The organism is Alterirhizorhabdus solaris, from assembly GCF_007785815.1.
Classification (GTDB): Bacteria; Pseudomonadota; Alphaproteobacteria; order Sphingomonadales; family Sphingomonadaceae; genus Alterirhizorhabdus; species Alterirhizorhabdus solaris.
The window spans coordinates 63827-86511 of sequence record NZ_VNIM01000002.1 but is presented as its reverse complement, the minus strand read 5'-3'; the positions used below and the strand labels follow the sequence as shown (position 1 = coordinate 86511).

The window sequence follows — 22685 nt, the reverse complement described above, 5'->3', positions numbered from 1 at the left end:
GTGCATCCACGGCGCGGTAGGCGACGGGAGGCAGGGGAACGCGTGGTGCCGTCAAAGGAAGACGGTCCTGGATGGTCATGGGAATCATGCATCCCATTTGAGCGATGCATGCGAGCGTAAGCCCTTTGCAGGGCTGCTCGTGCACGGCCTTGGGCATTCCCTCCATGCCGGCGCAGTCCATGTCGGACGGCATAACATGGCTCGCTTCCATCGTCGGCGCGAGCGCTGGTCCCACGGCATAGGCAGCCTGCTGACCGAACAGGCCAAGCAACGCTCCCAAGAGGAGAAGGAGGGAAAGATGACCTTTCACACCGATACGGTCGGGCGTGGGGGTGCGGGTGTCAACGACTATCCGCCGTGGTGAGCGAATACTCGCTGCCCACCGGGTCCGAACGCGACGACGTTGTAGGGCTGGGCCGTCATGCCCGGCATCTCCATGCCCGGCGAGCCCATCGGCATCCCGGCAACCGCGAGCCCCGTCACACCCTTCGGGTGCGTTGCCAGAGCCCGCTTCATGTCGGCGATCGGCACATGACCCTCGAAAGTCATGCCGTCGATGATGGCCGTGTGGCACGAGGCCAAGTCCGCAGGCACGCCCCGGGCCTTCATGAACGTAGGCCGGTTCGCGTCGTCGACGACGCGGACCGCGCGACCGAACTGAGCCTTCACCTGCTGCGCCCACTTCTCGCAACATGGGCAGCCCGGATCGCGGTGCATCAGCACCGGCCCGGCAGCCACGGCTGCGACCGGCATGACGAACGCTGCAACAGCGGCGAGAAGGCGAATGCGGGTCATGTCTGTTCCTAGATGGTCGCCCCACCGCAGGTTATCCCCTGCGGTGGGGCGGTGGCCGATCACTGTGCAGCCTTGCCGTGCGCCCGCAGCCAGGTGTTCAGCTCGCCGACTTCCTTGTTCTGCTCGGCGATCGTCTTGGTCGCCATCATGCGAACCTTTGCGTCCTTGGTTTCGCGCAACACAATCTGCGACATGGCAATGCCACCGCGATGATGCTCGACCATTTTGCGGACCCAAGTCTCGGTCGCATCGGCACCCATGGCCGACATCATCTTCTGATGCATCTGCATTTCAGAGGGCGGATAGGGGTTCGCCGGCGTCGGCTGCATCATCTGACCGTGGTTCATGCCAGAATGATCCATGCTCTGCATCTGGGCGATGGCCGGGGCGGCGCCGAGTGCGGCCGCGAGGGCCAAAACAGTCATCTTCTTCATCGTGTCGCTCCTGTGTAAACACCCCCACTCACAGGAGAGATACGGGCGCGGCGACCGTATCCCTCACGCCCGTGATCGAATTCAGCGGATCGGCTGAAGGGTATTAACTCCTACGCTCTCATCAGTTTCAGGCGGGGGAGGGGGAACCTGCTTGTCACGATAGGAGGGTAGGTCGGGCGCATTCGCAGGCGTAGGATTTGCCTCGAGCCTGGCAATGGCCCGCTTCATCTGCGTGATCTCACGAACCTGGGCATCGATGATTCCGTCGGCCAGCTTGCGCACCTCGGGGTCTTTGATGTGCGCGCGCTCGCTCGTCAGGATCGCGATCGAGTGGTGCGGGATCATGGCTTTCATCCAGCTCACGTCGTCCACCGTTTCCTGGCTGCGGACGAGCCACAGCGCGAGCGCGAACACCACGATGCTACCCCCGATGATTGCGGCATTCGTCCGCTTGTTCTTGTACATCGACCACATGAAGAGGAGCATGATGATCGCCATCGTGGCGCCCATCACGAACGCCATCCAGAACCGTGTCTGGCTAAATTCGATATGCCCGAGGGCATAGACGTTCACGTACATCAACCCGAACATGACAACGGTCGAGGTCGCCACCATCGCTGCGAAGCGACCGTAGCCCATCTTCATGTCCATCTTGCCTTGGTGGTCATCCATCATGCGACTCCCTGTCTGGAAATATGCCCCCCGGCTTTGCGGCGCGCCCGTCTCGGCCAGCGCATGAAGAGAAGGATCGCGCCCGACACTGCGAAGACGAGACCGCCTGCGGCAAAGGCGTTGAGCCACGGCGTGTTGAACCGCTCGTGCTCGGTCCAATCCATGATGTGGAGGCCCCAGAAGAAGTCGTACAGCCGCCACGTTCCTGTCCGGACCGACGTGAGCCGTCCCGTGTCGGCCGCTACATAGATGCGGGTGGCGTCATCATCGGCGAACGTGACACGCCAAGCTGGCAACGCCCCGCGATACTCGGTGCTGGCTCGTTCGACCCGCTCGATGGTGGGCGCAGGCACACCAACCCCCCGATACGCCTTCTGAGCGATCGTCCTGGCTACCCTGGCATCCAATGGTGGAAGTGGTGCAGCCGTGCGAGCGTCCAGCAGACGGATGTGACCATCCACAAGCTGTGCCTCGACGATCGGTCGCCCGAGCAGCATGCGGTGCTGAAGCTGTCGGACCGGCGCTCCGGCCGACGCGAGCAAGGCGGGCAACGGTGCGAAGCCTTGTGTGCTCGACAGCGCCGGCTCGGCGTTCCGTTCGATCCGGTGATCGCCATGCACGGTGTCGATGGGGAGCAGGCTCATCACAAGGCCGCTGGTGAACCAGACGATCGCCTGCGCGCCGATCAGAAGAGCAAGCCAACGGTGGATCTTGCTCGCTCCGAGGTGGAGGCGAAGGCGGGGGCTCAGAACCAAGTCCTCACGCCGGCGACGAAGCTGAAGCCGCCCGTGTCGTCGCCCCGTGCCCGCGAGAAGCGGGCGGTGTCGCCGAACTGCCGTTCCCACGATACGCCGATATAGGGCGCGAACTCACGGCGGCCCTCATAGCGAAGCCGCAAACCGGCCTCCAAATCCGTCAGCCCGGAGCCGATCCCGGTTTCCCGCACGTCCTGGGCCGCGAAGTTGGCCTCCACCCTGGGCTGGAGAACGAAGTAATTGGTGATGCGCTGGTCGTAATAGCCCTCGGCGCGGGCGAGCACGTCGCCCTTGTCGGAGAGGAACAGCGCTCCCTCGACCTCGAATTGGTAGGGGGCCAGCCCCTCAATCCCGATCGTCGCATAGGTGCGCGAGGGATTGGGCTTGAAGTCGTAGCGGACGCCGGCCTGGAGGTTCCAATAGGGATCGAGGGCGTGGCTGTAGAGCGCCTGCAGCTCGGCGCTTTTCAGCGTCTTGCCGACCCCCCCTTCGCCTTCCGACTTCAGCCAGAGCCGGTTGATGTCGCCTCCGACCCAAGCCTCGCCATCCCAGCGGTAGCCATCGCGTCCCTTGCGGGCCTGATATTCGGCGAGATTGAAGAGCACCTGATAGTAGGTCATCCCACCATGCTCGCGCCGCAGGTCGTTCTCGCGGGAGTTGGCCATGGTATCCGCTCCCCAGAAACGATCGGCGAGATGATCGCCGGACGGCGCGGGAGCGGGCTTGTTGCCGGGAGGAAGGTCGGTCCCGACCTTGGCGCCTGCCTGGCTACCCTCCATTGCCATACCGGGCATCGCGCTCATGTCATGCCCGGCATGCGGGTCCTGCCCCGCTGCTGCCGGGGAGCCCATACCGGGCATAGCGGACATGTCGTGGCCGGCGTGCGGGTCCTGGGCGGGCGCGGCCCGCTGCCCGCCCATGTTCATGCCCTGCATCCCGCTCATGTCGTGACCGGCGTGCGGATCGGCCGCCCGAGCCGATGCGGTCGGCGCACGACGGGGAGCCGCGCGCCGAACAGGGGCCTTCCGTTTGGCCGCAGGTTTCGCGGCCGCTTTCCCCGCGGGCTTGGGGGTCGCCTTGGCCACGGGCTTCGCCGGCATGGTCATCCCCGGCATGTTGTGCATGGAATGATCCATGCTCTGCCCGAACACTGGGCTGGCGACTGCCGATGCGAGGCCGACAAGGAGGAGCGACCGCTTCACGCTGCTGCCTCCCCGGCCTTGCGGACCTGGACGACGCGCATCATCCCTGCGTGCATGTGGTAGAGCATGTGGCAGTGGAACGCCCAATCGCCTTCCTCGCCTGTCACGTCCCAGCTCACCGTCCCGCCTGGCTGGACGAGCACGGTATGCTTCCGGGGCGCGTATGCGCCTTTCCCCGTTACCAGGTCGAAGAAGTGACCGTGGATGTGAATGGGGTGCCCCATCATCGTGTCGTTGATGAGGGTGACGCGCACCCGCTCGCCGTGCAGCAGGGTGATCGGATCGGGGCTCTCCGACAGCTTCTCGCCATCGAAGCCCCACATATACCGTTCCATGTTGCCGGTAAGGTGGAGCTTGATCTCGCGCTCGGGTGCCCGCGTGTCGGGATTGCGGTCTAGGGCAACCAGATCGCGATAGGTCAGCACGCGGTGCCCGACATTCTCCAGTCCCTGACCTGGCTCGCCGGTGCGATCGACGGGCATGGCCGAAATGGTCTGGACGCCTGGCCCCTTCTTCACACCCGGGGCCTTCGAAAAATCGCGCATGTTCATGCTGCCCATGTCCATGCCGGCCATCGACTGCCCATCCGTCATGCCCGGCATCGCACCGGACCCGTGATCCATCCCGGCCATTGCGCCACTCTGAGCTTGCGGCGCGGTCATCCCGGCCATGGCGCCAGCAGCAGCGCCGGCCGCGCCATGGTTCATCTGGGAATGGTCCATGCCCTGCATCGAGCCGGCACCTGCTCCATGGTCCATCGTGCTGTGGTCCATGCCCGCCATCGATCCGGCCTGCGCGCCAGTCACACCGCTCTCCATGCCCTGCATGGAGCCGTGATCCATGGTGCTCATGTCGTGACCGCCCATGCCCATGTCTTTCATGGTCGCGAGCGGGCGCTTGCGCAGCGGTGGGACTTCAGCCGCCATACCCTCGCGGGGTGCGAGCGTCGCGCGCGCCATGCCGGAGCGATCGACGCTTTCGCCCACCAACGTATAGGCGCGCATATCGGGCGGCGTGACAATCGCGTCATAGGTTTCGGCCGGACCGAACTGGAACTCGTCAATTTGGATCGGCCGCACGTTCAAGCCATCGGCCGCGACGATCGTCATCGGCAGGCCGGGAATGCGGACGTTGAAGGTTGTCATGGACGATGCGTTGATGAAGCGAAGCCGCACCCGCTCGCCCGGCCGGAACAGCGCGGTCCAATTGTCCTTGGGGCCATGGCCGTTGACCAGATAGGTGTAGGTCGAGCCGGTCACGTCGGCGACGTCGGCGGGGTCCATCCGCATTTTGCCCCACATCAGCCGCTCTTTCAGTGGCTGATCCTTGCCGGCCAGCAGCCCGCCCAAGGTCTGGCGCTGACGGTTGAAATAGCCCGACTCCTTCTTGAGGCGATCGAACAGATAGTGTGGGTGCTGGAAGCTGTGGTCGGACAGCACGATGACGTGCTCGCGATCGAACTGCACCGGGTCGGGGTTCTTGGGGTCGATCAGGATAGGGCCGTAATGCCCCTCCTGCTCCTGAAGCCCCGAGTGACTGTGATACCAATAGGTACCGCTCTGGATGATCGGGAACTCGTAGGTGAAGGTCGAGCGCGCGGGGATGCCCGGGAAGTTGATGCCGGGCACACCGTCCATCTGGAAGGGCACCAACAGCCCGTGCCAGTGGATTGACGTCTCCTCGTCCAGCTCGTTCACGACATGAAGGCGGACATTCTGCCCCTCGCGCAAGCGAATGAGCGGCGCAGGCACGGTGCCGTTGATGCCGATGGCATGGCTCTGCCGCCCATCGATCATCATCATCTGATGCGCGACCTTCAGCGTGATGTCGTCGCCCGAGACCGTCGGCAATGGCTTGGCAATGCCCGCGGACACCGGCTGCGCCCACGCCGGCATGTACGCCGACAGCGCAAGGCCGCTTCCGGCTAAGGTGGCACCGCGCAGCACTTGGCGGCGGTCGAGTACGCGCGACATGTAAGCTCCTCGAAGGGCGGGACCGCTATCGGCCCGTCTCACCCCTTCTACGCGTCCCGCACGCCCATCCCTTGTGCGCCGCCCAACTTTTCTAGGAGGCGCAAGCGTGCCCGGTAGAGGCGAGTTTCGACAGCCTTCTGGCTGATCCCCAACACCTCGGCGGTTTCGGCTTGGCTCAAACCCTCGATGGTGCGCAGCACCAGTGCTTCCTTGAGGTTCATGGGCAGAGTCGAAATGGCAGCTGTCACCCGGTCCAACTCCTGACGATCGGCTGCGCCGTCGTCGATCGCCACCTGATCGTCCACCACCGCTTCGGCCCGATGATCGATAGGGGCCGCAAACGAGAAGAACCGGCGCACCGTGCGCTTTCGCGCCCAGTCACGGCACTTGTTGATCGCGATCGTCGAAAGCCACGCCTTCATGGCGCGCTGCCCGTCGTACCGCGGGAGGGCCTGGTGTGCGGCGACGAACGTCTCCTGCACGAGGTCGAGCGCTTCTTCGGGTTCGCCGACGCATGCCCGCGCGAGCCGGAACACCGGCTGTTGGTAGCGCCTCACGATTTCGGCAAAAGCGGCGTGCCGACCGGCGATGCTGAGCGTCGCCAGCTCGCCATCGGACAGTGTGGTCCAATCGAGGCTCACCCCTGGCCGTCGGTGAGCGCCTTCACCACCGCAGCGTCGAATTGGGAGGTTTGATCGGTCCGTAGAAGCTGCCGCATCGCGAAGATGTGGGCCAACGTGGCCTTTTGCAGCTCGCCCATCGCGGCATGGCTCTGATCGACTGCGGCCGTGACCCGCGGGCCGTTGCCGTGCTCGGCCTCGATCGCCTCGGCAAGCCGAGCATTGGTCGCGCGCAACTCCAGCTCGAGAGCGCGCCGTTGCACCGCGAACCGGTCCTCCAGAACCTTCAGCTTAGCCTGCTGATCGGCATCGAGCGCGAGCTTGTGGTGCAATACCTCGTGCAGCGCGGTGCCAGGCTGCTTGGGCTGGGGCAACAGCGCACGTCCAACGAACACGCCTCCGATCGCCGCGAGAAAGGCGAGGACGACACACAGAACGACGCGCTTGGTCGAGGTCACGGCTCGCCTATCAGTAAAGTCGAGGGTGCGAGCGGCGAGGCCCCGCCGAGCGGTGCGAGCGACACCGCGGGACTCGCGGTCGCGGGCAGCTCGGCGCCGATCATGCCGATCGCCAAGGCCGCGACCGTCACCACACCGATGCCGAGCCCGGCCTGCCGCACGACCGGCCGGGTGCCGATCCGCGCGAGAACACGTGCTTCGACGTCGTCCAGCGCGGCCGGAACAGGTGCTCCCGCCAATCTCGCCAACGCTCTGTCCAGATCATCCATGTTTTCCACTCCGTCCCCTTAACACTGGTTACGCAGCGCTGCCCATCATCCCTCACCCGGCCGCATGAGGGGTGCGCAATTGCGTCGCGTAGAATGGACAGAACATAATGGAGTAACTTCATGCGTCGCGTCATCCTCCCCGCCGCCTTCGCCATTCTCGGACTTGCGAGCGGCGCCGAGGCTCACCCTAAGTTGCTGTCCGCCTCACCAGCGCCGAACGCGACGGTCGCCAAGCCCGGTCGCCTCGCGCTGCGGTTCAGCGAGAAGCTGATGCCGAAGTTCTCGGGCGCGGACCTGATGATGACCGCGCATGGCGGCACGGCGCACCCCCCGATGGAGGTCGCGGCTGCCGCCGGGGTCGCTGATGATGGCCGCACCCTCGTCGTCACGCCGAAGGCACCGCTCGCACCGGGCCGCTATAGCGTCGCATGGCATGTCGTCTCGGCCGACACCCACCGCGTCGCTGGCAACTTCGCGTTCGCGGTCAAGTAGAAGTGGACACCGACTGGCCGCTGATCGCGGTCCGCTTCGCGCTCTATGTGACGCTGAGCGGACTGTTCGGCCTGTCGGCTTTCAGCCTTTATGGCCTCAAGGCCGGCGAGCGCGCCGACGCGATTGCGTTGCGCCCCTGGCTCGTCGGAAGCGGCCTACTCGGCCTCCTTTTCTCCGGGATCGCGCTTGCGCTGCTCGCCGCAGCGATGGCCGGGGCGCCGCCTTGGCCGGTCGATCAGGATGCGATCGGGATGCTCCTCTCCGGGTCTGCGACGGGCACCGCGTGGGAAGCGCGGATGGCTGCGCTTGGGGTGGCCTCGATCGCGGCTCTCGTAGCAGCCGGTCGCGCGGCTTGGCTCGGCCTGGTGGCGTTCGCCGCGGCCGTGGCGCTCGCCACGCTTGCCTGGACAGGGCACGGCGCGATGGACGAGGGCGCTGCCGGCTGGGTGCATCTGGGCGCCGACATTCTCCACCTGCTTGCCGGCGGGGCCTGGGCCGGAGCCCTGCTCGGGCTCGTACTTCTCGTCGCCCGGCCGGTTGGCCGCGTCGATGCCACCCATCTGACGCTGACGCACCGCGCACTGCACGGGTTCGGCTTGGTGGGCACGATCCTGGTCGGCACGATCGCCGTCACCGGTATGGTCAATGCCTGGTTGCTGGTCGGCCTTGCCAATCTGCCGAACGTCACAGCTACGGTCTACGGCCAGCTTCTGATCGCCAAGCTCGCCCTCTTCGGCGCGATGCTCGCGCTTGCGTCGTTCAACCGCTTTCGGCTTACGCCGGCGTTCGAGCGCTCGATCACCGCGGTCGATCATCATGGCGCGCTTCGCGGCCTGCGGCGCAGCCTCGCAGTTGAGGCGAGCTGCGCAGTGGCGATCCTGGCGCTCGTCGCATGGCTGGGAACACTCGAACCGCCTGCTTCGGCGATGTGAGGGGCGGGCGGCCAAATGCCGCCCGCCTCGCCGCTCAGGCGGCCATCTTCTCGCATTCCTCGGCGCAACGGTTACAGGCCGCGACGCAATCCTCCATGCCGGCGAGCCCTTCGCAACTCGCCGCGCACGCCCGGCAAATCTCGGCGCACTCGCGGCAGATATGACGATGGTGTTCGGATTTGCGGGCCATGAAGTCGATCGCGACTGCGCAAATCTGCGCGCAATCGGCCATAATTTTCATGTGCTGCGGCTCGGCGTGCTTCCCACCTGCCTCAAGGCAGTGGTTCATCGCCATATAAAGACAGGTGATATGGCATTCGTGGCAGGCGTCCATGCACGCCTTCATCGCCGGGTCCATCTGATGCATCGGTCATTCTCCGTCTTATCCCCGCCCTAAAGGAGATACGCGCCAGATCGCACTTTCCCTCGCCTGCTTGGCCCTTTTCGAGGGGCAACGCCTTCGGCCGCGTAGCTCATATTAGGCGGCTTGGCCGCACGGTCGCGGGTTAAGCTCGACCTGGCCTTGACCCTGACACGGTGTCAGACCCTACATGCCTCCGGGTCGAAGGAGTTACGCCATGAACGATCCTCATTCTCATGCCCATACCGGGGGTTGCGGCAGCTCAGCAAAGTCAGCCGAGCCGGCTGCCGAGCCCGCTTCATGCTGCTCTGGGGCCTCTACCGCGTCAGTGCCAGTCGAACAGGCCGGCAAAATGGGTGGCTGCTGTTCGGGACCCAAGGTGCCCGGCGACGCGACCAAGGTAACGGACCCGGTGTGCGGCATGGCGGTCGATCCAGCGAAAACGGCGCACCATGCCGAGCACGCCGGCCATGAATATCATTTTTGCAGCGCCGGGTGCCGGACCAAGTTCTTGGCTGATCCGAACGCCTATCTCGGCGATAAGCCAAAACCTGAGCCAACAGCGACGCCAGGGGCGATGTGGACGTGCCCGATGCACCCGCAAGTCCGCCAGGAAGGGCCGGGGACGTGCCCTATCTGCGGCATGGCGCTCGAGCCCGAAGAACCGTCGCTCGACGACACACCCAACCCCGAGCTGGTCGACTTCACACGCCGGCTGTGGGTGGCCGGCGCACTGACGATCCCGCTCCTCGTCGTTTCGATGTTTGCCGAGATGCTCGGCATCAATGTCGTCAGCCCCACGGTCTCGCCGTGGGTCCAGCTCGCGCTAACCGCACCGATCGTGCTGTGGGCGGGCTTGCCGTTTTTCGAGCGAGGGTGGACCTCGATCCACACCCGCCATCTCAATATGTTCACGCTGATCGCAATCGGGGTCGGCGCGGCCTTCCTCTACAGCGTGGTCGCGACGCTCGCGCCAGGCCTGTTCCCCGCGACGTTCCGGATGCACGGTGGGATGGTTCCGGTCTATTACGAGGCGGCCGGCGTCGTGGTGACGCTGGTGCTGCTCGGGCAAGTGCTCGAGCTGCGCGCCAGGGCGGCAACCGGGCGCGCGATCCGAGCCCTCCTGGATCTCGCTCCCAAGACAGCTCGGCGGTTGCGGACTGACGGCTCCGAGGAAGAGGTCGGTCTTGCTGACGTCGCCGCTGGCGATCGGCTGCGGGTCCGTCCCGGCGAAGCGATTCCGGTCGATGGCGTGGTGGTCGAAGGCCGTTCGTCGGTCGATGAATCCATGCTCACCGGCGAACCCGCGCCAGTCCTCAAGGGCGTCGAAGCGGCTGTCACCGGGGGAACGGTGAACGGCACGGGCAGCCTGGTCATGGAAGCTCGCGCGGTCGGCTCGGATACGATGCTGGCGCGGATCGTCCGCATGGTCGCGGAAGCGCAGCGGAGCCGCGCCCCTATTCAGGCGGTCGCCGATCGGGTTTCGGGATGGTTCGTACCGCTGGTCGTGCTGATCTCGGTGGTGACGTTCGTGGTATGGTCGCTAGTCGGCCCTGAGCCGCGCATGGGCCATGCCCTGCTCAACGCTATCGCCGTGCTGGTCATCGCCTGTCCGTGCGCGCTCGGGCTCGCCACACCCATGTCGATCATGGTCGGCACCGGGCGGGGCGCGGCAGCCGGGGTGCTGGTCAAGAATGCGGAAGCCTTACAGGGGTTAGAGAAGGTTGATACGCTCGTCATCGACAAGACGGGCACGCTCACGGAAGGCAAGCCTAAGCTGGTCGCGATCGAGACTGTCGGCGCAGTCGCGGAAAACGACATGCTCGCGCTTGCCGCGGCCGCCGAAGGGCAATCCGAACACCCGCTCGCTCACGCGATCGTCGTTGCCGCTAAAGAGCGGGCATTGCAGCTCCGCACGGTAGCGGACTTCGCCTCGCAAACCGGCCTGGGTGTCAGCGCCACGGTCGACGGCCGCTCGGTCGTCATCGGCAATCCCGCGCAAATGAGCCGGATCGGCGCTGATCCCAAGCCGGTCGATGCCGCGGCTGATCGTCATCGTAGCGAGGGCGCAGGTGTCATCCTGGTCGCGATCGATGGGGCGCTCGCTGGCTTGCTGGCGGTCGCCGACCCGGTGCGGGCATCGGCACGCGACGCCATTGCCGCACTTCGCAAAAAGGGCTTGCGCGTCGTCATGCTCACCGGCGACAATCGTGGGACCGCGGATGCGGTCGCGCGCGCGGTAGGCGGTCTCGATGACGTGCGCGCCGATCTGCGGCCGGAAGACAAAGCGCGCATCATAGGCGAGCTGAAGGCAAGCGGCGCCAAGGTCGCGATGGCCGGCGACGGCATCAATGACGCCCCGGCGCTTGCCGCTGCGGACGTGGGCCTGGCGATGGGCACCGGAACGGACGTGGCGATCGAAAGCGCCGGCATGACGCTCACGCGCGGCGATTTGTCGGCGATCGTTCGGGCGCGCAAGCTCGCACACGCAACGATGCGCAACATCCGCCAGAACCTGTTCTTCTCGTTCTTGTTCAACGGCATCGGCGTGCCGGTTGCGGCCGGGGTGCTTTACCCCGTCGCCGGCATTCTGCTCTCGCCGATGCTAGCCGGTGCGGCGATGGCGCTCTCGTCTTTCACTGTCGTTCTGAACGCGCTGCGGCTCAACGCGGTGAAGTTGTGAACATCGGAGCGGCGTCGGACGCCAGCGGCGTCTCCCAGCGCATGATCCGCCACTATGAGAAGATCGGGCTCGTTCCCGCACCGCCACGGCGCGGGAGTGGGTATCGCGACTATAGCGAAGCGGACGTTCATCGGCTGCGCTTCATCGCCAACGCACGCGATTTGGGATTCCCTATCGATGACATTCGAGCGCTCCTCGGCCTCTGGTCGGACCGGGAGCGATCTAGTGCGGACGTGAAGACGGTAGCTGAGGCTAGGGTTGCCGAGCTTGCCCGGAAGATCGAGACCCTCGAAGGCATGCGGCGTTCGCTCGTGTATCTCGCGGGATCGTGCCACGGTGAGGATCGTCCAGACTGCCCGATCCTCGATCGCCTTGATGGAAGCGGGCGTTGAGATGTTGAACCGGAACCGGCGTGATAGTCCGATTTACGCCTTGGAACCCGGCAGAGGTCCGTCCCGCTTCGACCTCGACCCATGCTTTACCGTGTCTCGCAAGGCCGCGTTGGCGAGGGCAGGGTAATTCGAAAAAAGAGCAGCCCGTCCACGGACCCCATCCACCGTACGTCTCATCCCTTCGCAATCGTCGCTAGAGTTTGTCTGGCGGCCACGCGCTGGCGGAGCTCCGCATCGGCCTCCTCCGTCCAGCGCCGCCCCTTTCCCGTTGTCACCTAAGGTCTCAAGGATGCCGGTGCCCGGTGTCGCGTGGGCGTGTTCGCCATGGTCATGACCGGCGCTCACTGATCCGTATCTTCTGTATCCGCGTCGGAGCGGGCATCATGCAGGATCTCCAGGCCGCCTTTCACCGCGATGGCGGCGACAGCAACGCCAACGACGAGGTCCGGCCAGTTCTGCCCAGTCCAAAGGACGATCACGCCGGCTAGGATGATGCCGCCGTTAGATACGAAGTCGTTGAGGCTGAAGGTCGTGGCCGCTCGCATATTCACGTCGGGCTCGCGCAACCGCTTCAGCAGCCACAAACAGACCCCGTTCACGAGCGCCGCGACGATCGCCATCCCGATCATCGTGGGGCCGAGCGGTTCGCTTCCCGAAAAGTAGCGCCGCCCGGCATCAAACAGCACACCAGCGGCGAAGAGCAGCAGCAAGACGCCCGATGTCAGCGCTGCCCCTCGTTTCCAGGCCTGTGAGCGCGAAAGGGCGAGCAAGCTGATGATATAAACGAGTCCATCAGAGGCGTTGTCGAGGCCGTTCGCGATCAGAGCGCTAGAATCCGCGGCTATGCCGGTCACGCCGAAGCCTACCGCCAGCCCCAGATTGAGCAGCAGGACTATCCAGAGCGTCCGGCGCTTTTCGGCCGTGGCGAGATCAAAGCTTTCCTCGCTCATGCCGGGATCTCCTCACCAGTAGGCGCGGCCTGCTGATCGTTGTTCGAGGTCGGCAGCATGCGGCTGCCGAAACGGGCATAAAGCGTTGGAAGCACAAACAACGTAAGCAGCGTTGCAGAAATCAGGCCACCGATGACGACGGTTGCGAGAGGTTTCTGCACTTCCGCTCCAGCACCGTGCCCCAGCGCCATCGGCACGAAGCCCAGTGAAGCCACAAGAGCAGTCATTGCGACAGGCCGAAGACGGGCTAGTGCGCCCTGATGCGCCGCAAGTGCTCGATCCATGCCTTGCCGCATCAGGTCGTGGATCGACGACACCATGACCAAGCCGTTGAGAACGGCAATTCCCGACAAGGCGATGAAGCCAACTGCTGCAGAGATGGAGAACGGCATACCGCGCAGCACGAGCGCCAGGACCCCTCCTACCAGCGCTAGCGGAACGCCGGTGAACACGATCAGTGCGTCCCGAACGGAACCGAGCGCCCCGTAGAGCAGGAACATGATGACGACGAAGCAGATCGGCACCACGATTGCCAAGCGATCACGTGCAGAGGCGAGGTTTTCGAACTGGCCGCCCCATTCCAGGTAACTCCCTGCTGGCAGCTTAACCTGGCTGTCGATCGCTGCGCGGGCATCGGCAACGACACCAGCGACGTCACGGTCGCGCACGTTCGCCTGCACCACGACGCGCCGCTTGCCGTTCTCGCGGCTGATCTGGTTTGGCCCATCGACAACGGCGATATCGGCCACGGTCGAGAGCGGTACGAAGCCGCCGGCGGCAGTCGGCACCGGCACCTGGGCGACGGCCGTGAGGTCAGACCGTGCGCTTTCTGCCATTCGGATCACGACCGGGAAGCGACGATCCCCCTCGAAGATGATGCCCGCCTGCCTTCCGCCGATTGCTGCGGCGACCGTGTCCTGCACGTCGCCAGCGGTCACCCCGACACGCGACATTGCGGTTCGGTTCGGCCGGATATCAAGCATCGGCAGTCCTTCAGTCTGCTCGACCCGCACGTCTGCGGCGCCCCTCGTGCGGCGCAGGATACCCGCGATCCGATCTGCGGTGGCATTCATCTCGCCGAAGTCGTCGCCGAACACTTTGATGGCGATGTCGCCGCGGACACCTGCGATCAGCTCGTTGAAGCGCATCTGGATCGGCTGAGTGATCTCGTAGGCGTTGCCAGGAAGGGTCGAAAGACGCTTTTCGAAGCGCTCTATCAGCTCCTCTCTCGTGAGATCCGGCTCTGGCCATTCCTTCTTCGGCTTCAGGATAACGAACGTATCCGTGGCGTTCGCCGGCATCGGGTCAGATGCGATCTCAGACGTGCCGGTACGCGAAAAGGCGAAACGAACTTCGGGTGCCTTCGCGAGAGCCTTTTCCACCTGGAACTGCATGGCCTGACTCTGGTCGACCGACGTACCGGGAATACGTACAGCCTGCACGAGGATATTACCTTCGTCGAGCTGGGGCAGGAACTCCTGCCCCAAAGTCGTAAAGGCAGCCGCCGCGAGTGCCAGAGCCCCCACCGCGACACCCATGGTCAACGTCGGGCGCCGCATCGCTGCATCGAGGCCCGGTTCGTAGCGCTGCCGGAGGAACATCACGGCCCGGCTTTCCTTCTCCTCCACACGCTTGCTCAGCCAAATGGCGATCGCTGCGGGCACGAAGGTTAGCGAGAGGATAAAGGCGAACACGAGCGCGATGATGACGGTGAGTGCCATTGGCTCGAACATCTTGCCCTCGACACCGGTGAAGGTGAGCAAGGGCGCATAGACGAGGATGATGATCGCTTGACCGTAAACGGACGGACGGATCATTTCACGAGCCGAGGCCGCCACCAGTTCAAGCCGCTGCGCCAATGTCAGAACGCCGTCACGGCCATGCTGCGCTTCCGCGAGACGCCGCAATGCATTCTCGACGATGATGACGGCACCATCGACGATCAGGCCAAAATCGAGCGCGCCCAGGCTCATCAGATTTGCCGAAACGCCGGCCTCCAACATGCCGATGCTGGTGAGCAGCATCGTGATCGGGATGACGAGTGCCGCGATCAGCGCCGCCCGGAAATTTCCTAGAAGTGCGAACAACACGACGATGACCAGCACCGCGCCTTCGGCGAGGTTGCGAGCAACCGTAGAGATGGTGGAGTTCACCAGCTCGGTCCGGTTCATGACGGGCTTCACAACCACATCGACCGGCAGCGATCTGCCGATTTCCGTCAGGCGTTCCGCCACCCCGGTTGAGAAAGTGCGGCTATTCTCGCCGATCCGCATAACTGCAGTCCCGACCACCACCTCGCGACCATTCTCGGACGCCGAACCCATGCGGAGAGCCTGACCGGTCCGAATGGTCGCGATCTGGTTGAGCAGGATCGGCACACCTTCCCGGGTGGCGATGACGGTGCGGGCAAGCTCATCGGCATTGCGCACGCGCCCATCGGAACGCACCGCCAATCCTTCGCCATTACGATTGACGACGCCGGCACCGGCGCTGGTGTTGTTGCGCTCCAGTGCCGTTGTGAGGTCCTGGAATGTAAGGCGCATCGCCGCCATGCGCTGCACATCGGGAACAACGAGGTATTCCTTGGTATAGCCGCCAAGAGAGTCGACCCCGGCCAGCCCCTCAGTGCTCTTGAGCTGGGGCGTAACAATCCAGTCCTGTACGGTACGTAGGTAGGTCGCCTTGTCCGCGTCGCTGACGAGGTGATCGCCCTCGGGTGTGATGTAGCTTCCATCGCGTTGCAGACCGGGCTCACCGTTGCGATGATGAACCTGATCCAGCTCACGGTATTCGACGGTCCACATGAAGATGTCGCCGAGCCCGGTCGCGATCGGACCCATTTCGGGATTCACGCCCTCGGGAAGATCCTCTTCCGCAGTCCGCAGCCGCTCCGCGACCTGTTGCCGGGCGAAGTAGATGTCGGTCTTTTCGGTGAAGACGGCTGTGACCTGGGCGAAGCCGTTGCGGCTGAGCGAACGGGTATATTCGAGGCCAGGAATGCCGGCGAGCGCGGTCTCGACTGTGAACGCGACCTGCTTCTCGATCTGGTCAGGGGATAGGGCAGGGGCGACGACGTTGATCTGCACCTGGTTGTTGGTGATGTCGGGAACGGCGTCGATCGGGAGCTGGCGCAAAGCGCCGATCCCGAGCAGAGCCGCGGCGACGGTGAGAAGCAGGACAAGCCAGCGCTTCTCGACGGAGAGGGTGACGATGCGACCGATCATGGCTCAGTCCTCGTCCCCGCCTTCGCCCTTGCCGAGTTCGGCCTTGAGCGTGAAGCTGTTGGTGGAGGCGATCCGCTCCGAGCCGGTGAGCCCGGACGTGACGACGACCTGACCACCGTTGGTGCGTCCCAATGTCACCGGCGTTGCCCGGAAGCCCGTAGAAGTGCGCACGAAGACGAACGACTTGTCCTCGATCATCTGAACCGCGGCCGAGGGCACGGCGACGGTGCGGTCTCCGTTGGCCGGCACCAAGATCGAGACGTTGACCGTCTCGCCAACCCGCCAGGTACTCCCGGCATTGTCGAGCGTGACAATCACCGGAACCAGTCGCGTCGTCTCGTCCAGGACAGGGGAGACGAAGGTGACGCGCCCTTCTTGGCGACGACCCACTGCTGTCACTTCGACACGCGCACCGGGCTTTACGCGGCCTGCATCACTCGGCACCAGCGAAGTCGCAACCGTCACCTTCGACAGGTTGGCGACCCGGAAAAGCTCGGCGTCGGCCGCAACCGTCTGCCCGAGCGTGGCCGAGCGCGCGATCACCTGACCGGCGATCGGCGAGCGCACTGCAATGCGGTTGAGCGCACCGCCTCCGCTGCCAGTCGCGGACAATTGCTGCTGCGCCAGGCGAAGCGCGATGCTGGCTTCCGTGGCGGCGGTCCGCGCTGCAACGAGATCCTGTTCCGGTGACACGCGCTCGGCGAACAGCCGCTGCTCGCGACGAAGATTCGATTGCGCGAGGGCGGAGCGCGCGCGAGCGGCCTCTACCTCCGCTTTGAGCGACGCCGCTTCGCGGCTTTCGATAATGGCGAGCGGATCGCCGCGACCAACGGATTGTCCAAGATTGCGGGTCAGCGATACGAGACGACCGCCCACTGATGCCGACACGACCTGTACGCCCTGCGGATCACCCTCGATCGTTGCCGACAGCTCGATCGCACCGGCGACGCCACCTACCGTGGGTCGCGTAACCTCGATCCCAGCGTCGGCGATCTGCGGCGCGGATAGTGTGACGACGTCCTTCGGACCTTCCTTTGCCTCGCCGGCCTCGGCACCTTCCGTCTTTTCAGCTCCGGCCTTTTCGCCGGCTTCACCGCTGCTGCCGGCTCCACCGCATCCGGCAAGGATGAGAGCTAGGGTCACGGGCGTCAGCGCCCGCATGATGATCTTTGTCATTGAACGTTTTCCTCAGACGAGGGCGCGGCGGCTACGAGCCGTTCCAGGCGTGCTTTTGCGTCGTGATAAGTGGCGAGCGCGTCGATCGCGGCGGTGCGCGTCTCAGACAGGGTTCGTTCAGCATCGAGCAAGTCGAGCTGGCCGAATTTTCCCTCTCGGTAGCCGATCCGGGCAATGCGAGCGGCCTCGGCTGCCGCTGCCAGTACCGGACCGCTCGCATTGCGTGCGGAGGTAGCGGCATTCGCGACCTCCGCCTGCGCGTTTGCAATGTCCTGCGCCGCGTCCAACTCGGCAGCACGCCGTAGGGCCTGCGCCTGATCGCTTTGTGCACGCGCTTGGGCGATAGCTGCCCGACCGTTGTTGAAGACAGGAAAGGGGATGGAGACCCCGAAAACTGCGGCAACGTCATTGGTCGCCTCGAGCCGTCGCGCGCTCGCACTCAACGTCACGTCTGGAACCCGCTGCGAGCGAGCAAGCCGAACCTGTGCCTCTGCCGTCGTAGCGTCAGCACGGGCGGCGGCTAGCGCCAGCGTGCCGGCGGGTTCGATCGGCCTCGCAGGCCCGAAACCCTCGACACGATCATACCATGCGAGGTCCAAGGACGCGGTCACGGGCTGGCCGATCCGCCGCGCAAGATTATCTCGCGCGACCTCGGAAAGCCGTTGGGCTCGCTCTACGGCCGTCTCTGCGTTGATGCGCAGCACATCGGCACGCTGCTGTTCGAGCGGTGATGCACGCCCCGCCTGCACGCGAACACCGGCTGCGCGTAGCGCCTCCCGAGCGATGCCGGCTTGTTCGCGAGCTGTAACGAGGCGGCGTTCGGCCGACGCTGCCTGGATGTAGAGCTGGGTAACGGCGAGCCGGAGATCGGCCTCTGCCAACACCGTTCCGATGCGCGCCCGATTGCCGATCGCGTCTGCGACGGCGATCCGTGCGGATCGCTTGCCCCCAAGCTCGATCGGGAGCGACAAGCCGGCTGTCGTTTCTGCACTGCGCAGACCGCGATATTGGCCGCTTCCTGCGACGTTCTCGGTTTCAGCAACGATCGACGGGTTGGGGCGGTAGCCGGCAACTGTACGCCCCGCCACGGCCGCTCGCACCCCTGCCGTGGCCGCTTCAAGGCTCGGCGCAGTTTCGCCGGCGAGCGCCAACGCCCGTTCGAGCGTGAGGGGGGGACTGGTCGGTGCTGGCTCTGATGATTGCGCGTGCGCGATCGATGCGCACGACGCCACGGCCAGTAAGGCCGCGATAATACGGGACATGGTGACGAACTCCTGGCGAACCTGGGATGCCGCACGCGATCGGTGCGGCGGATTAGGTGGTCGTCAGGCTTGGGGCGGTCTCAATGCTGGGTCCGAAGGCACCGGCGCCATCGGATCATGGTTCCAAGACCCATGGGCCATGGGCAGCCCATCTACGGAGGCGACGAGACCTGCCTCAAACGGTACACCAATGTGATGGCCGTGGCAGCCACCATGATGGTGCGGGTAGGACTTGTCAGCATCGGCCGGCACTTGGTCCCCGTCACTAGCGCTATGCTCAAGCGCGCTGGCGGCGGTGAAATCAACGCATCTCACACCTTCGGTCGCGTGCGCGACCGATCCCAGCCCGAGCGACAGCATGAGCATCAAACAAAGGAACAAGGCAGTAAGCCGATGCATTGGCCTTCGCCGTAGCAACTTAACGACTCCCATGTAACGGCTGCCTGTAATCCGAAGGAAGAGGTGTCGGCCCGGATCGCAGTTCGGAGCGTGCCTGGCGCATAATCTGGAAGCCGCCGGACAGCCCAAGCGCTGCCATCAGCACGGCGACCATGAGATCAGGCCACGCGCTGTTGAGGCCAAAGACACCCCCCGCAGCCAGTACCACCGCGATATTGCCGATCGCGTCGTTGCGCGAACATATCCAAACTGAACGCATGTTCGCGTCGCCGCTGCGGAAGCGATACAACATGACCGCGACCAAGGCGTTCGCGATCAGTGCAGCAACTCCCACGATACCCATGACCTCGGCATGGGGTACCGTGCCGTGAAGCGCACCCCAACCTGCCGCGAGAAGGACATATAGGCCGAGCAGAGCAAGCGTCGCTCCCTTCAGCATCGCTGCGCGCGCGCGCCAGGTTATCGCCATTCCAGCGACGCCCAAGCTGATCGCGTAGTTGGCAGCGTCACCGAAGAAGTCGAGCGCGTCGGCCTGGAGCGCTTTCGATCCGCCCGTAATCCCGGCGACGATCTCGATCGCAAACATGCCGCCATTGATCGCGAGCGCGATCCACAGCGCGCGCCGCCACTTCGGGTCGTTCAGGGTGCCCGCCTTGTCGGACGCGCAACTCGTGCAGGCCATCTTGCCACCTCGGTAGAATCGATCTGGCAGCCTATATGCACCCTCTAGTCGGTAGAGGGTCAAGCGCTGTGTCTGAGAAACTGACGATCGGGAAGCTGGCTTCGGCGACAGGCACCAAGGTCGAGACGATACGCTACTACGAACAAATCGGCTTGCTGCCGACACCAGCGCGGTCCGCAGGCAATTACAGAACTTACGAGGACGAGCATCTGCGCCGCTTGTCCTTCATCCGTCGAGCGCGCGATCTCGGCTTCTCGATCGATCAGGTCCGGGAGCTTATGGGACTCGCCGATCGTCGCGAACAATCCTGCATGGCCGTGGACGTGATCGCCAATCGGCATCGGGATGCGATTACACGAAAGATCGCCGATCTGACGGCCCTCGCGGGCGAGCTCGACACGCTGATCGAATCCTGTAGCCGCAACACCGTGGCCGACTGCAGGATCATAGAAGCCTTGGCTCCGAGCCTGCATAGCGGCTGAGACGCAGCGCCCTCCACATCGAAGTGCGCCACGTGGCACGCCCTGCTTGTCCCGTAACGAAAGAAGGCCGCCCCTTGATGCCATGGACAACAGCGGGGACGGCCATATTGCCTACCCTATAAGCAGCGAGAGCCGTCACGCATAGGTTGAAACGCTGACAGTCCAGATAAACCAAAGGCCGCCCAATGGGCGGCCTTGGCCATTAGTTCCCTAGCGGGAGACGGACTCTCCTTGGGTGGACGCCGCGTAGCCGTGACATAAAGGGGAGAGCAATGAATGGTCAACTAACGGCGGTCATGTTCAAGAACTGGCGGCGTCGCAGGGTCATGCCGTCCTGGCCTCTCAATCGGTCCTCGAAAGCACGAAGACGCATCTGCTGGCGATTTCCAATCCCTTCATAAGCCTCCTACAAACGAGAACGAGCTCCCGTTTCGTGCTTTCGAGGACCAAGCAAGCGCTTGAGCCTGCCCACGGAAGGATGGCACACGATCAGGACCCTTCAGCCTGAAAGCGTCAGACCGAGTCGTCAGGCCTGTAGAGGCTACTTATAATCGACGGCATGAGGGACGGTGGGAGGCCCTCGGCCAGCATCATTGCAAACATTTCGTCTTCGTTGGCCGTTGGCGCCATGTTCTCGATGATGAGATTTGCCCGGGCATCAGCTAGATCTTCGCGCCACAAGGCGATTTGGGCGGCAGTACCCCGTTCAAAATCCATCGCGCGGATGCACCGGCGCATATGCTCAACATCGATCTCAGCCATCGCCGGCTATATCGCTCGCGCGCGGTTTCGTATGCAACAAGCTCGACAATCCGCCGCCTACTTTTAATAAGCTGCGGTGAGGCGCAAGACCGTCTCAGAACCCGTTCTCATTATTGCGCAACGATTCGTCTATGGCAAGCAGCAGCCGAGTGACGCGTGGAAGCATGAGTTCCAGGAATGCCGCCACGCTTGCACGAAGCGCGGAGATCGATCCTTTGCTTCCCGACCGTCCGCCAGTTTGGTCGTTTAAAGGTGAGAAGATCACTCCACGTCGCGGTCCAGCGTTCCAGCGTTCCAGCGTTCCAGCGTTCCAGGTGACTCGAAAAACTCCGCCCTACTCGACTACTTTGTTTTTTCCAGGAAGGGGGGTTACTGGAATAAACATCGGCAGTGGCGTGCGTGGTTAGATCGCTTATGTGTTAGCATGACTAAGCGCCATTGCCTCCGTGGGGTGGCAATTTTGGTTAGTTCGGTTATATGTTAGCGAGACTAACCACAGGAGCTGTCCATGGCGACCCTCGCCACCGCTGTCGATCCGAGCGCCTTCGCCAATCTGGTGTTCGCCAGCCTGGTCGAGACCGCGCGCGCCAAGCCGGCCAAGCGGCGCGGGGCTCCGCGTTCCGAAGCCGCCAGCGACACCTTATATATAGCGCCTACTGTTGAGGGCTTCTCCGAACAGTATCGAACCGCCGTCGATCACGCGATCGAGCAGCTGACCGCCACGGGCATCGCAGCCGACCCGGATCGACAGGCACTCTACGCAATCGTCGACAAGCTGTTGCCGGATGTCCGCGCGCGGCATCTCGAGCGCAAGATCGAGCAGCTCCTCGACGTCCTGGCCGATACCCATGATCCGATGGCCGAGTTCCATACCGCAGTCGCGGCTGACAACACCGCCATCCGCCAGCGCTTCATGCACGAGGTCGAGACGCTGACCTCGGCCGAGGTCGCGGCGCGCGCCGGGCATGAAGCCAAGAACCGCCACCAGACCGCCGCGCGCTGGAAAGCGCAGCGCCGCGTCTTCGCGGTCCCCTACCAGGGACAGGACCGCTTCCCGACCTTCCAGTTCGACGCCGACGGCAAGCCGCTTCCCCTCATCAAGAGGATTTTGGAGGTCCTGCCGACGAGCCGGTCACCATGGCAAACCGCCTTCTGGTTCGTGTCGACCAACTCGTGGCTGGGTGGACCCGCTCCGAGGGAACTCCACGACGATGAAGCGGCCGTCCTCGACGCCGCGGCGCATGAGAGCGACGAGATCGGCGGGTGACAGCGCTGGCGCCGACCGGCATTGTCCCCAAACCGCCGACCGCCTTTGCGACCCACGTCACCGATCTGCCCGTAGGCGCCGTTCTCTGGCGCATTCACGCCGAAAAGCTTGCCGGCGATGCGTTCAATCCGGGCTTTGGCTCCTCGCGATTCGCGCCGATCGGCCCCGTGCGCAAACGCGTGCCGACCGCCTATGCCGCGGATGGATTTGAGGCCGCGGTCTACGAGACGATCTTCCATGATCTCGATCCTGCTCAGTCCTTCAAGACGTTTCCGCTTAGCAAGCTCGCGGATGTGCGCTGCTCGGTGCTGCGGGTCGCCAGCCCGCTGGCGCTGCGCTCTTTCCTCGCGCCGGACCTGATGAAACTCGGCATTGCTCGCAATCAGTTGATCGACACACCCGAACGGTTGTGACACTACGCACTTGCGGCTTTCGACCGTTCC

General features: G+C 64.2%; 23 protein-coding genes. 7 read left to right on the top strand and 16 right to left on the bottom strand.

The genetic code is table 11. The annotated features are described in order from the left end of the window. Window positions 1–348: 348 nt before the first annotated feature. The 9 genes from FOY91_RS01135 to FOY91_RS01095 form a co-directional block, all read right to left on the bottom strand. On the bottom strand, window positions 349–795 hold the full coding sequence (locus FOY91_RS01135; RefSeq protein WP_238995158.1) for a DUF411 domain-containing protein: 447 nt from the start codon (window positions 793–795) through the stop codon (window positions 349–351). A gap of 59 nt (window positions 796–854) precedes the next feature. Then, a complete protein-coding gene (locus FOY91_RS01130; RefSeq protein ID WP_145147241.1) occupies window positions 855–1229 on the bottom strand; it encodes a DUF305 domain-containing protein in 375 nt (124 codons plus the stop codon). A gap of 81 nt (window positions 1230–1310) precedes the next feature. Then, window positions 1311–1901 (bottom strand): DUF305 domain-containing protein, encoded by a 591-nt coding sequence (locus FOY91_RS01125; protein WP_203234455.1) that lies wholly within the window; start codon window positions 1899–1901, stop codon window positions 1311–1313. Further along, the gene (locus tag FOY91_RS01120; RefSeq protein WP_145147239.1) at window positions 1901–2656 is read right to left on the bottom strand and encodes a PepSY domain-containing protein; all 756 of its coding nucleotides are present in this window, start codon (window positions 2654–2656) and stop codon (window positions 1901–1903) included. The genes FOY91_RS01125 and FOY91_RS01120 overlap by 1 nt, the downstream gene beginning before the upstream one ends. After that, window positions 2647–3792, bottom strand: coding sequence for a copper resistance protein B (locus FOY91_RS01115; protein WP_476692370.1), 1146 nt, complete (start codon window positions 3790–3792; stop codon window positions 2647–2649). Before FOY91_RS01115 ends, FOY91_RS01120 begins: the two co-directional genes overlap by 10 nt. Window positions 3793–3854: 62 nt before the next feature. Beyond that, window positions 3855–5831, bottom strand: a complete 1977-nt coding sequence (locus tag FOY91_RS01110) for a copper resistance system multicopper oxidase (protein WP_145147237.1) — start codon at window positions 5829–5831, stop codon at window positions 3855–3857. A 47-nt stretch (window positions 5832–5878) separates the two neighbouring features. Continuing rightward, window positions 5879–6472, bottom strand: coding sequence for an RNA polymerase sigma factor (locus FOY91_RS01105; protein ID WP_145147235.1), 594 nt, complete (start codon window positions 6470–6472; stop codon window positions 5879–5881). Further along, window positions 6469–6909 carry a periplasmic heavy metal sensor gene (locus tag FOY91_RS01100; RefSeq protein WP_145147233.1) on the bottom strand — a complete coding sequence of 147 codons (441 nt, stop codon included), beginning with the start codon at window positions 6907–6909 and terminating at the stop codon, window positions 6469–6471. Before FOY91_RS01100 ends, FOY91_RS01105 begins: the two co-directional genes overlap by 4 nt. Then, entirely contained in the window at window positions 6906–7178 is a 273-nt protein-coding gene (locus FOY91_RS01095) for a hypothetical protein (protein WP_093330861.1), read from the bottom strand. Before FOY91_RS01095 ends, FOY91_RS01100 begins: the two co-directional genes overlap by 4 nt. Before the next feature lie 120 nt (window positions 7179–7298). On the opposite strand from FOY91_RS01095, the gene copC reads away from it, so the two are divergent. Both copC and copD read left to right on the top strand, forming a co-directional pair. Beyond that, window positions 7299–7670 carry a copper homeostasis periplasmic binding protein CopC gene (gene copC, locus FOY91_RS01090; RefSeq protein ID WP_145147231.1) on the top strand — a complete coding sequence of 124 codons (372 nt, stop codon included), beginning with the start codon at window positions 7299–7301 and terminating at the stop codon, window positions 7668–7670. Window positions 7671–7672: 2 nt separating this feature from the next. Then, entirely contained in the window at window positions 7673–8602 is a 930-nt protein-coding gene (gene copD, locus FOY91_RS01085; RefSeq protein WP_238995157.1) for a copper homeostasis membrane protein CopD, read from the top strand. A 34-nt stretch (window positions 8603–8636) separates the two neighbouring features. On the opposite strand, the gene FOY91_RS01080 is transcribed toward copD, so the two are convergent. After that, complete coding sequence (locus FOY91_RS01080; protein ID WP_145147227.1) at window positions 8637–8969, bottom strand: four-helix bundle copper-binding protein; 333 nt, start codon at window positions 8967–8969, stop codon at window positions 8637–8639. Between the two features lie 415 nt (window positions 8970–9384). Between FOY91_RS01080 and FOY91_RS01075 the strand changes: the two genes are divergently transcribed. Then, entirely contained in the window at window positions 9385–11646 is a 2262-nt protein-coding gene (locus tag FOY91_RS01075) for a heavy metal translocating P-type ATPase (RefSeq protein WP_238995164.1), read from the top strand. Beyond that, a complete protein-coding gene (gene cueR / locus FOY91_RS01070; protein ID WP_145147225.1) occupies window positions 11643–12038 on the top strand; it encodes a Cu(I)-responsive transcriptional regulator in 396 nt (131 codons plus the stop codon). Before FOY91_RS01075 ends, cueR begins: the two co-directional genes overlap by 4 nt. A 341-nt stretch (window positions 12039–12379) precedes the next feature. Here cueR and FOY91_RS01065 read toward each other — a convergent pair whose 3' ends face one another. From FOY91_RS01065 to FOY91_RS01045, 5 genes are all read right to left on the bottom strand, one after another. Beyond that, window positions 12380–12988, bottom strand: a complete 609-nt coding sequence (locus tag FOY91_RS01065) for a cation diffusion facilitator family transporter (protein ID WP_145147222.1) — start codon at window positions 12986–12988, stop codon at window positions 12380–12382. Beyond that, the gene (locus FOY91_RS01060) at window positions 12985–16212 is read right to left on the bottom strand and encodes an efflux RND transporter permease subunit (protein ID WP_145147220.1); all 3228 of its coding nucleotides are present in this window, start codon (window positions 16210–16212) and stop codon (window positions 12985–12987) included. Before FOY91_RS01060 ends, FOY91_RS01065 begins: the two co-directional genes overlap by 4 nt. Window positions 16213–16215: 3 nt before the next feature. Beyond that, on the bottom strand, window positions 16216–17388 hold the full coding sequence (locus FOY91_RS01055; protein WP_145147218.1) for an efflux RND transporter periplasmic adaptor subunit: 1173 nt from the start codon (window positions 17386–17388) through the stop codon (window positions 16216–16218). Beyond that, entirely contained in the window at window positions 17385–18650 is a 1266-nt protein-coding gene (locus FOY91_RS01050; protein ID WP_145147216.1) for a TolC family protein, read from the bottom strand. The genes FOY91_RS01055 and FOY91_RS01050 overlap by 4 nt, the downstream gene beginning before the upstream one ends. A gap of 418 nt (window positions 18651–19068) precedes the next feature. Beyond that, complete coding sequence (locus FOY91_RS01045) at window positions 19069–19731, bottom strand: cation efflux transmembrane domain-containing protein (protein WP_145147214.1); 663 nt, start codon at window positions 19729–19731, stop codon at window positions 19069–19071. Between the two features lie 68 nt (window positions 19732–19799). Between FOY91_RS01045 and FOY91_RS01040 the strand changes: the two genes are divergently transcribed. Continuing rightward, window positions 19800–20213, top strand: coding sequence for a MerR family transcriptional regulator (locus FOY91_RS01040; protein WP_238995156.1), 414 nt, complete (start codon window positions 19800–19802; stop codon window positions 20211–20213). Between the two features lie 513 nt (window positions 20214–20726). Here the strand turns inward: FOY91_RS01040 and FOY91_RS01035 are convergent. Then, the gene (locus FOY91_RS01035) at window positions 20727–20975 is read right to left on the bottom strand and encodes a hypothetical protein (RefSeq protein ID WP_145147210.1); all 249 of its coding nucleotides are present in this window, start codon (window positions 20973–20975) and stop codon (window positions 20727–20729) included. 508 nt (window positions 20976–21483) lie between these two features. Here FOY91_RS01035 and FOY91_RS01030 point away from each other — a divergent pair. Together FOY91_RS01030 and FOY91_RS01025 are read left to right on the top strand one after the other, a co-directional pair. Beyond that, complete coding sequence (locus tag FOY91_RS01030; protein ID WP_145147208.1) at window positions 21484–22242, top strand: hypothetical protein; 759 nt, start codon at window positions 21484–21486, stop codon at window positions 22240–22242. Then, on the top strand, window positions 22239–22655 hold the full coding sequence (locus FOY91_RS01025; RefSeq protein ID WP_145147206.1) for an RES family NAD+ phosphorylase: 417 nt from the start codon (window positions 22239–22241) through the stop codon (window positions 22653–22655). Before FOY91_RS01030 ends, FOY91_RS01025 begins: the two co-directional genes overlap by 4 nt. Window positions 22656–22685 lie beyond the last annotated feature (30 nt).

Coding starts and splice junctions, on each gene's coding strand:
- FOY91_RS01135 (WP_238995158.1), bottom strand. CDS start 795: ATGACCCGCATTCGCCTTCTCGCCGCTGTTGCAGCGTTCGTCATGCCG.
- FOY91_RS01130 (WP_145147241.1), bottom strand. CDS start 1,229: ATGAAGAAGATGACTGTTTTGGCCCTCGCGGCCGCACTCGGCGCCGCC.
- FOY91_RS01125 (WP_203234455.1), bottom strand. CDS start 1,901: ATGGATGACCACCAAGGCAAGATGGACATGAAGATGGGCTACGGTCGC.
- FOY91_RS01115 (WP_476692370.1), bottom strand. CDS start 3,792: ATGGATCATTCCATGCACAACATGCCGGGGATGACCATGCCGGCGAAG.
- FOY91_RS01110 (WP_145147237.1), bottom strand. CDS start 5,831: ATGTCGCGCGTACTCGACCGCCGCCAAGTGCTGCGCGGTGCCACCTTA.
- FOY91_RS01095 (WP_093330861.1), bottom strand. CDS start 7,178: ATGGATGATCTGGACAGAGCGTTGGCGAGATTGGCGGGAGCACCTGTT.
- copC (WP_145147231.1), top strand. CDS start 7,299: ATGCGTCGCGTCATCCTCCCCGCCGCCTTCGCCATTCTCGGACTTGCG.
- FOY91_RS01080 (WP_145147227.1), bottom strand. CDS start 8,969: ATGCATCAGATGGACCCGGCGATGAAGGCGTGCATGGACGCCTGCCAC.
- FOY91_RS01075 (WP_238995164.1), top strand. CDS start 9,385: ATGGCGGTCGATCCAGCGAAAACGGCGCACCATGCCGAGCACGCCGGC.
- FOY91_RS01065 (WP_145147222.1), bottom strand. CDS start 12,988: ATGAGCGAGGAAAGCTTTGATCTCGCCACGGCCGAAAAGCGCCGGACG.
- FOY91_RS01060 (WP_145147220.1), bottom strand. CDS start 16,212: ATGATCGGTCGCATCGTCACCCTCTCCGTCGAGAAGCGCTGGCTTGTC.
- FOY91_RS01055 (WP_145147218.1), bottom strand. CDS start 17,388: ATGACAAAGATCATCATGCGGGCGCTGACGCCCGTGACCCTAGCTCTC.
- FOY91_RS01050 (WP_145147216.1), bottom strand. CDS start 18,650: ATGTCCCGTATTATCGCGGCCTTACTGGCCGTGGCGTCGTGCGCATCG.
- FOY91_RS01045 (WP_145147214.1), bottom strand. CDS start 19,731: ATGGCCTGCACGAGTTGCGCGTCCGACAAGGCGGGCACCCTGAACGAC.
- FOY91_RS01035 (WP_145147210.1), bottom strand. CDS start 20,975: ATGGCTGAGATCGATGTTGAGCATATGCGCCGGTGCATCCGCGCGATG.
- FOY91_RS01030 (WP_145147208.1), top strand. CDS start 21,484: ATGGCGACCCTCGCCACCGCTGTCGATCCGAGCGCCTTCGCCAATCTG.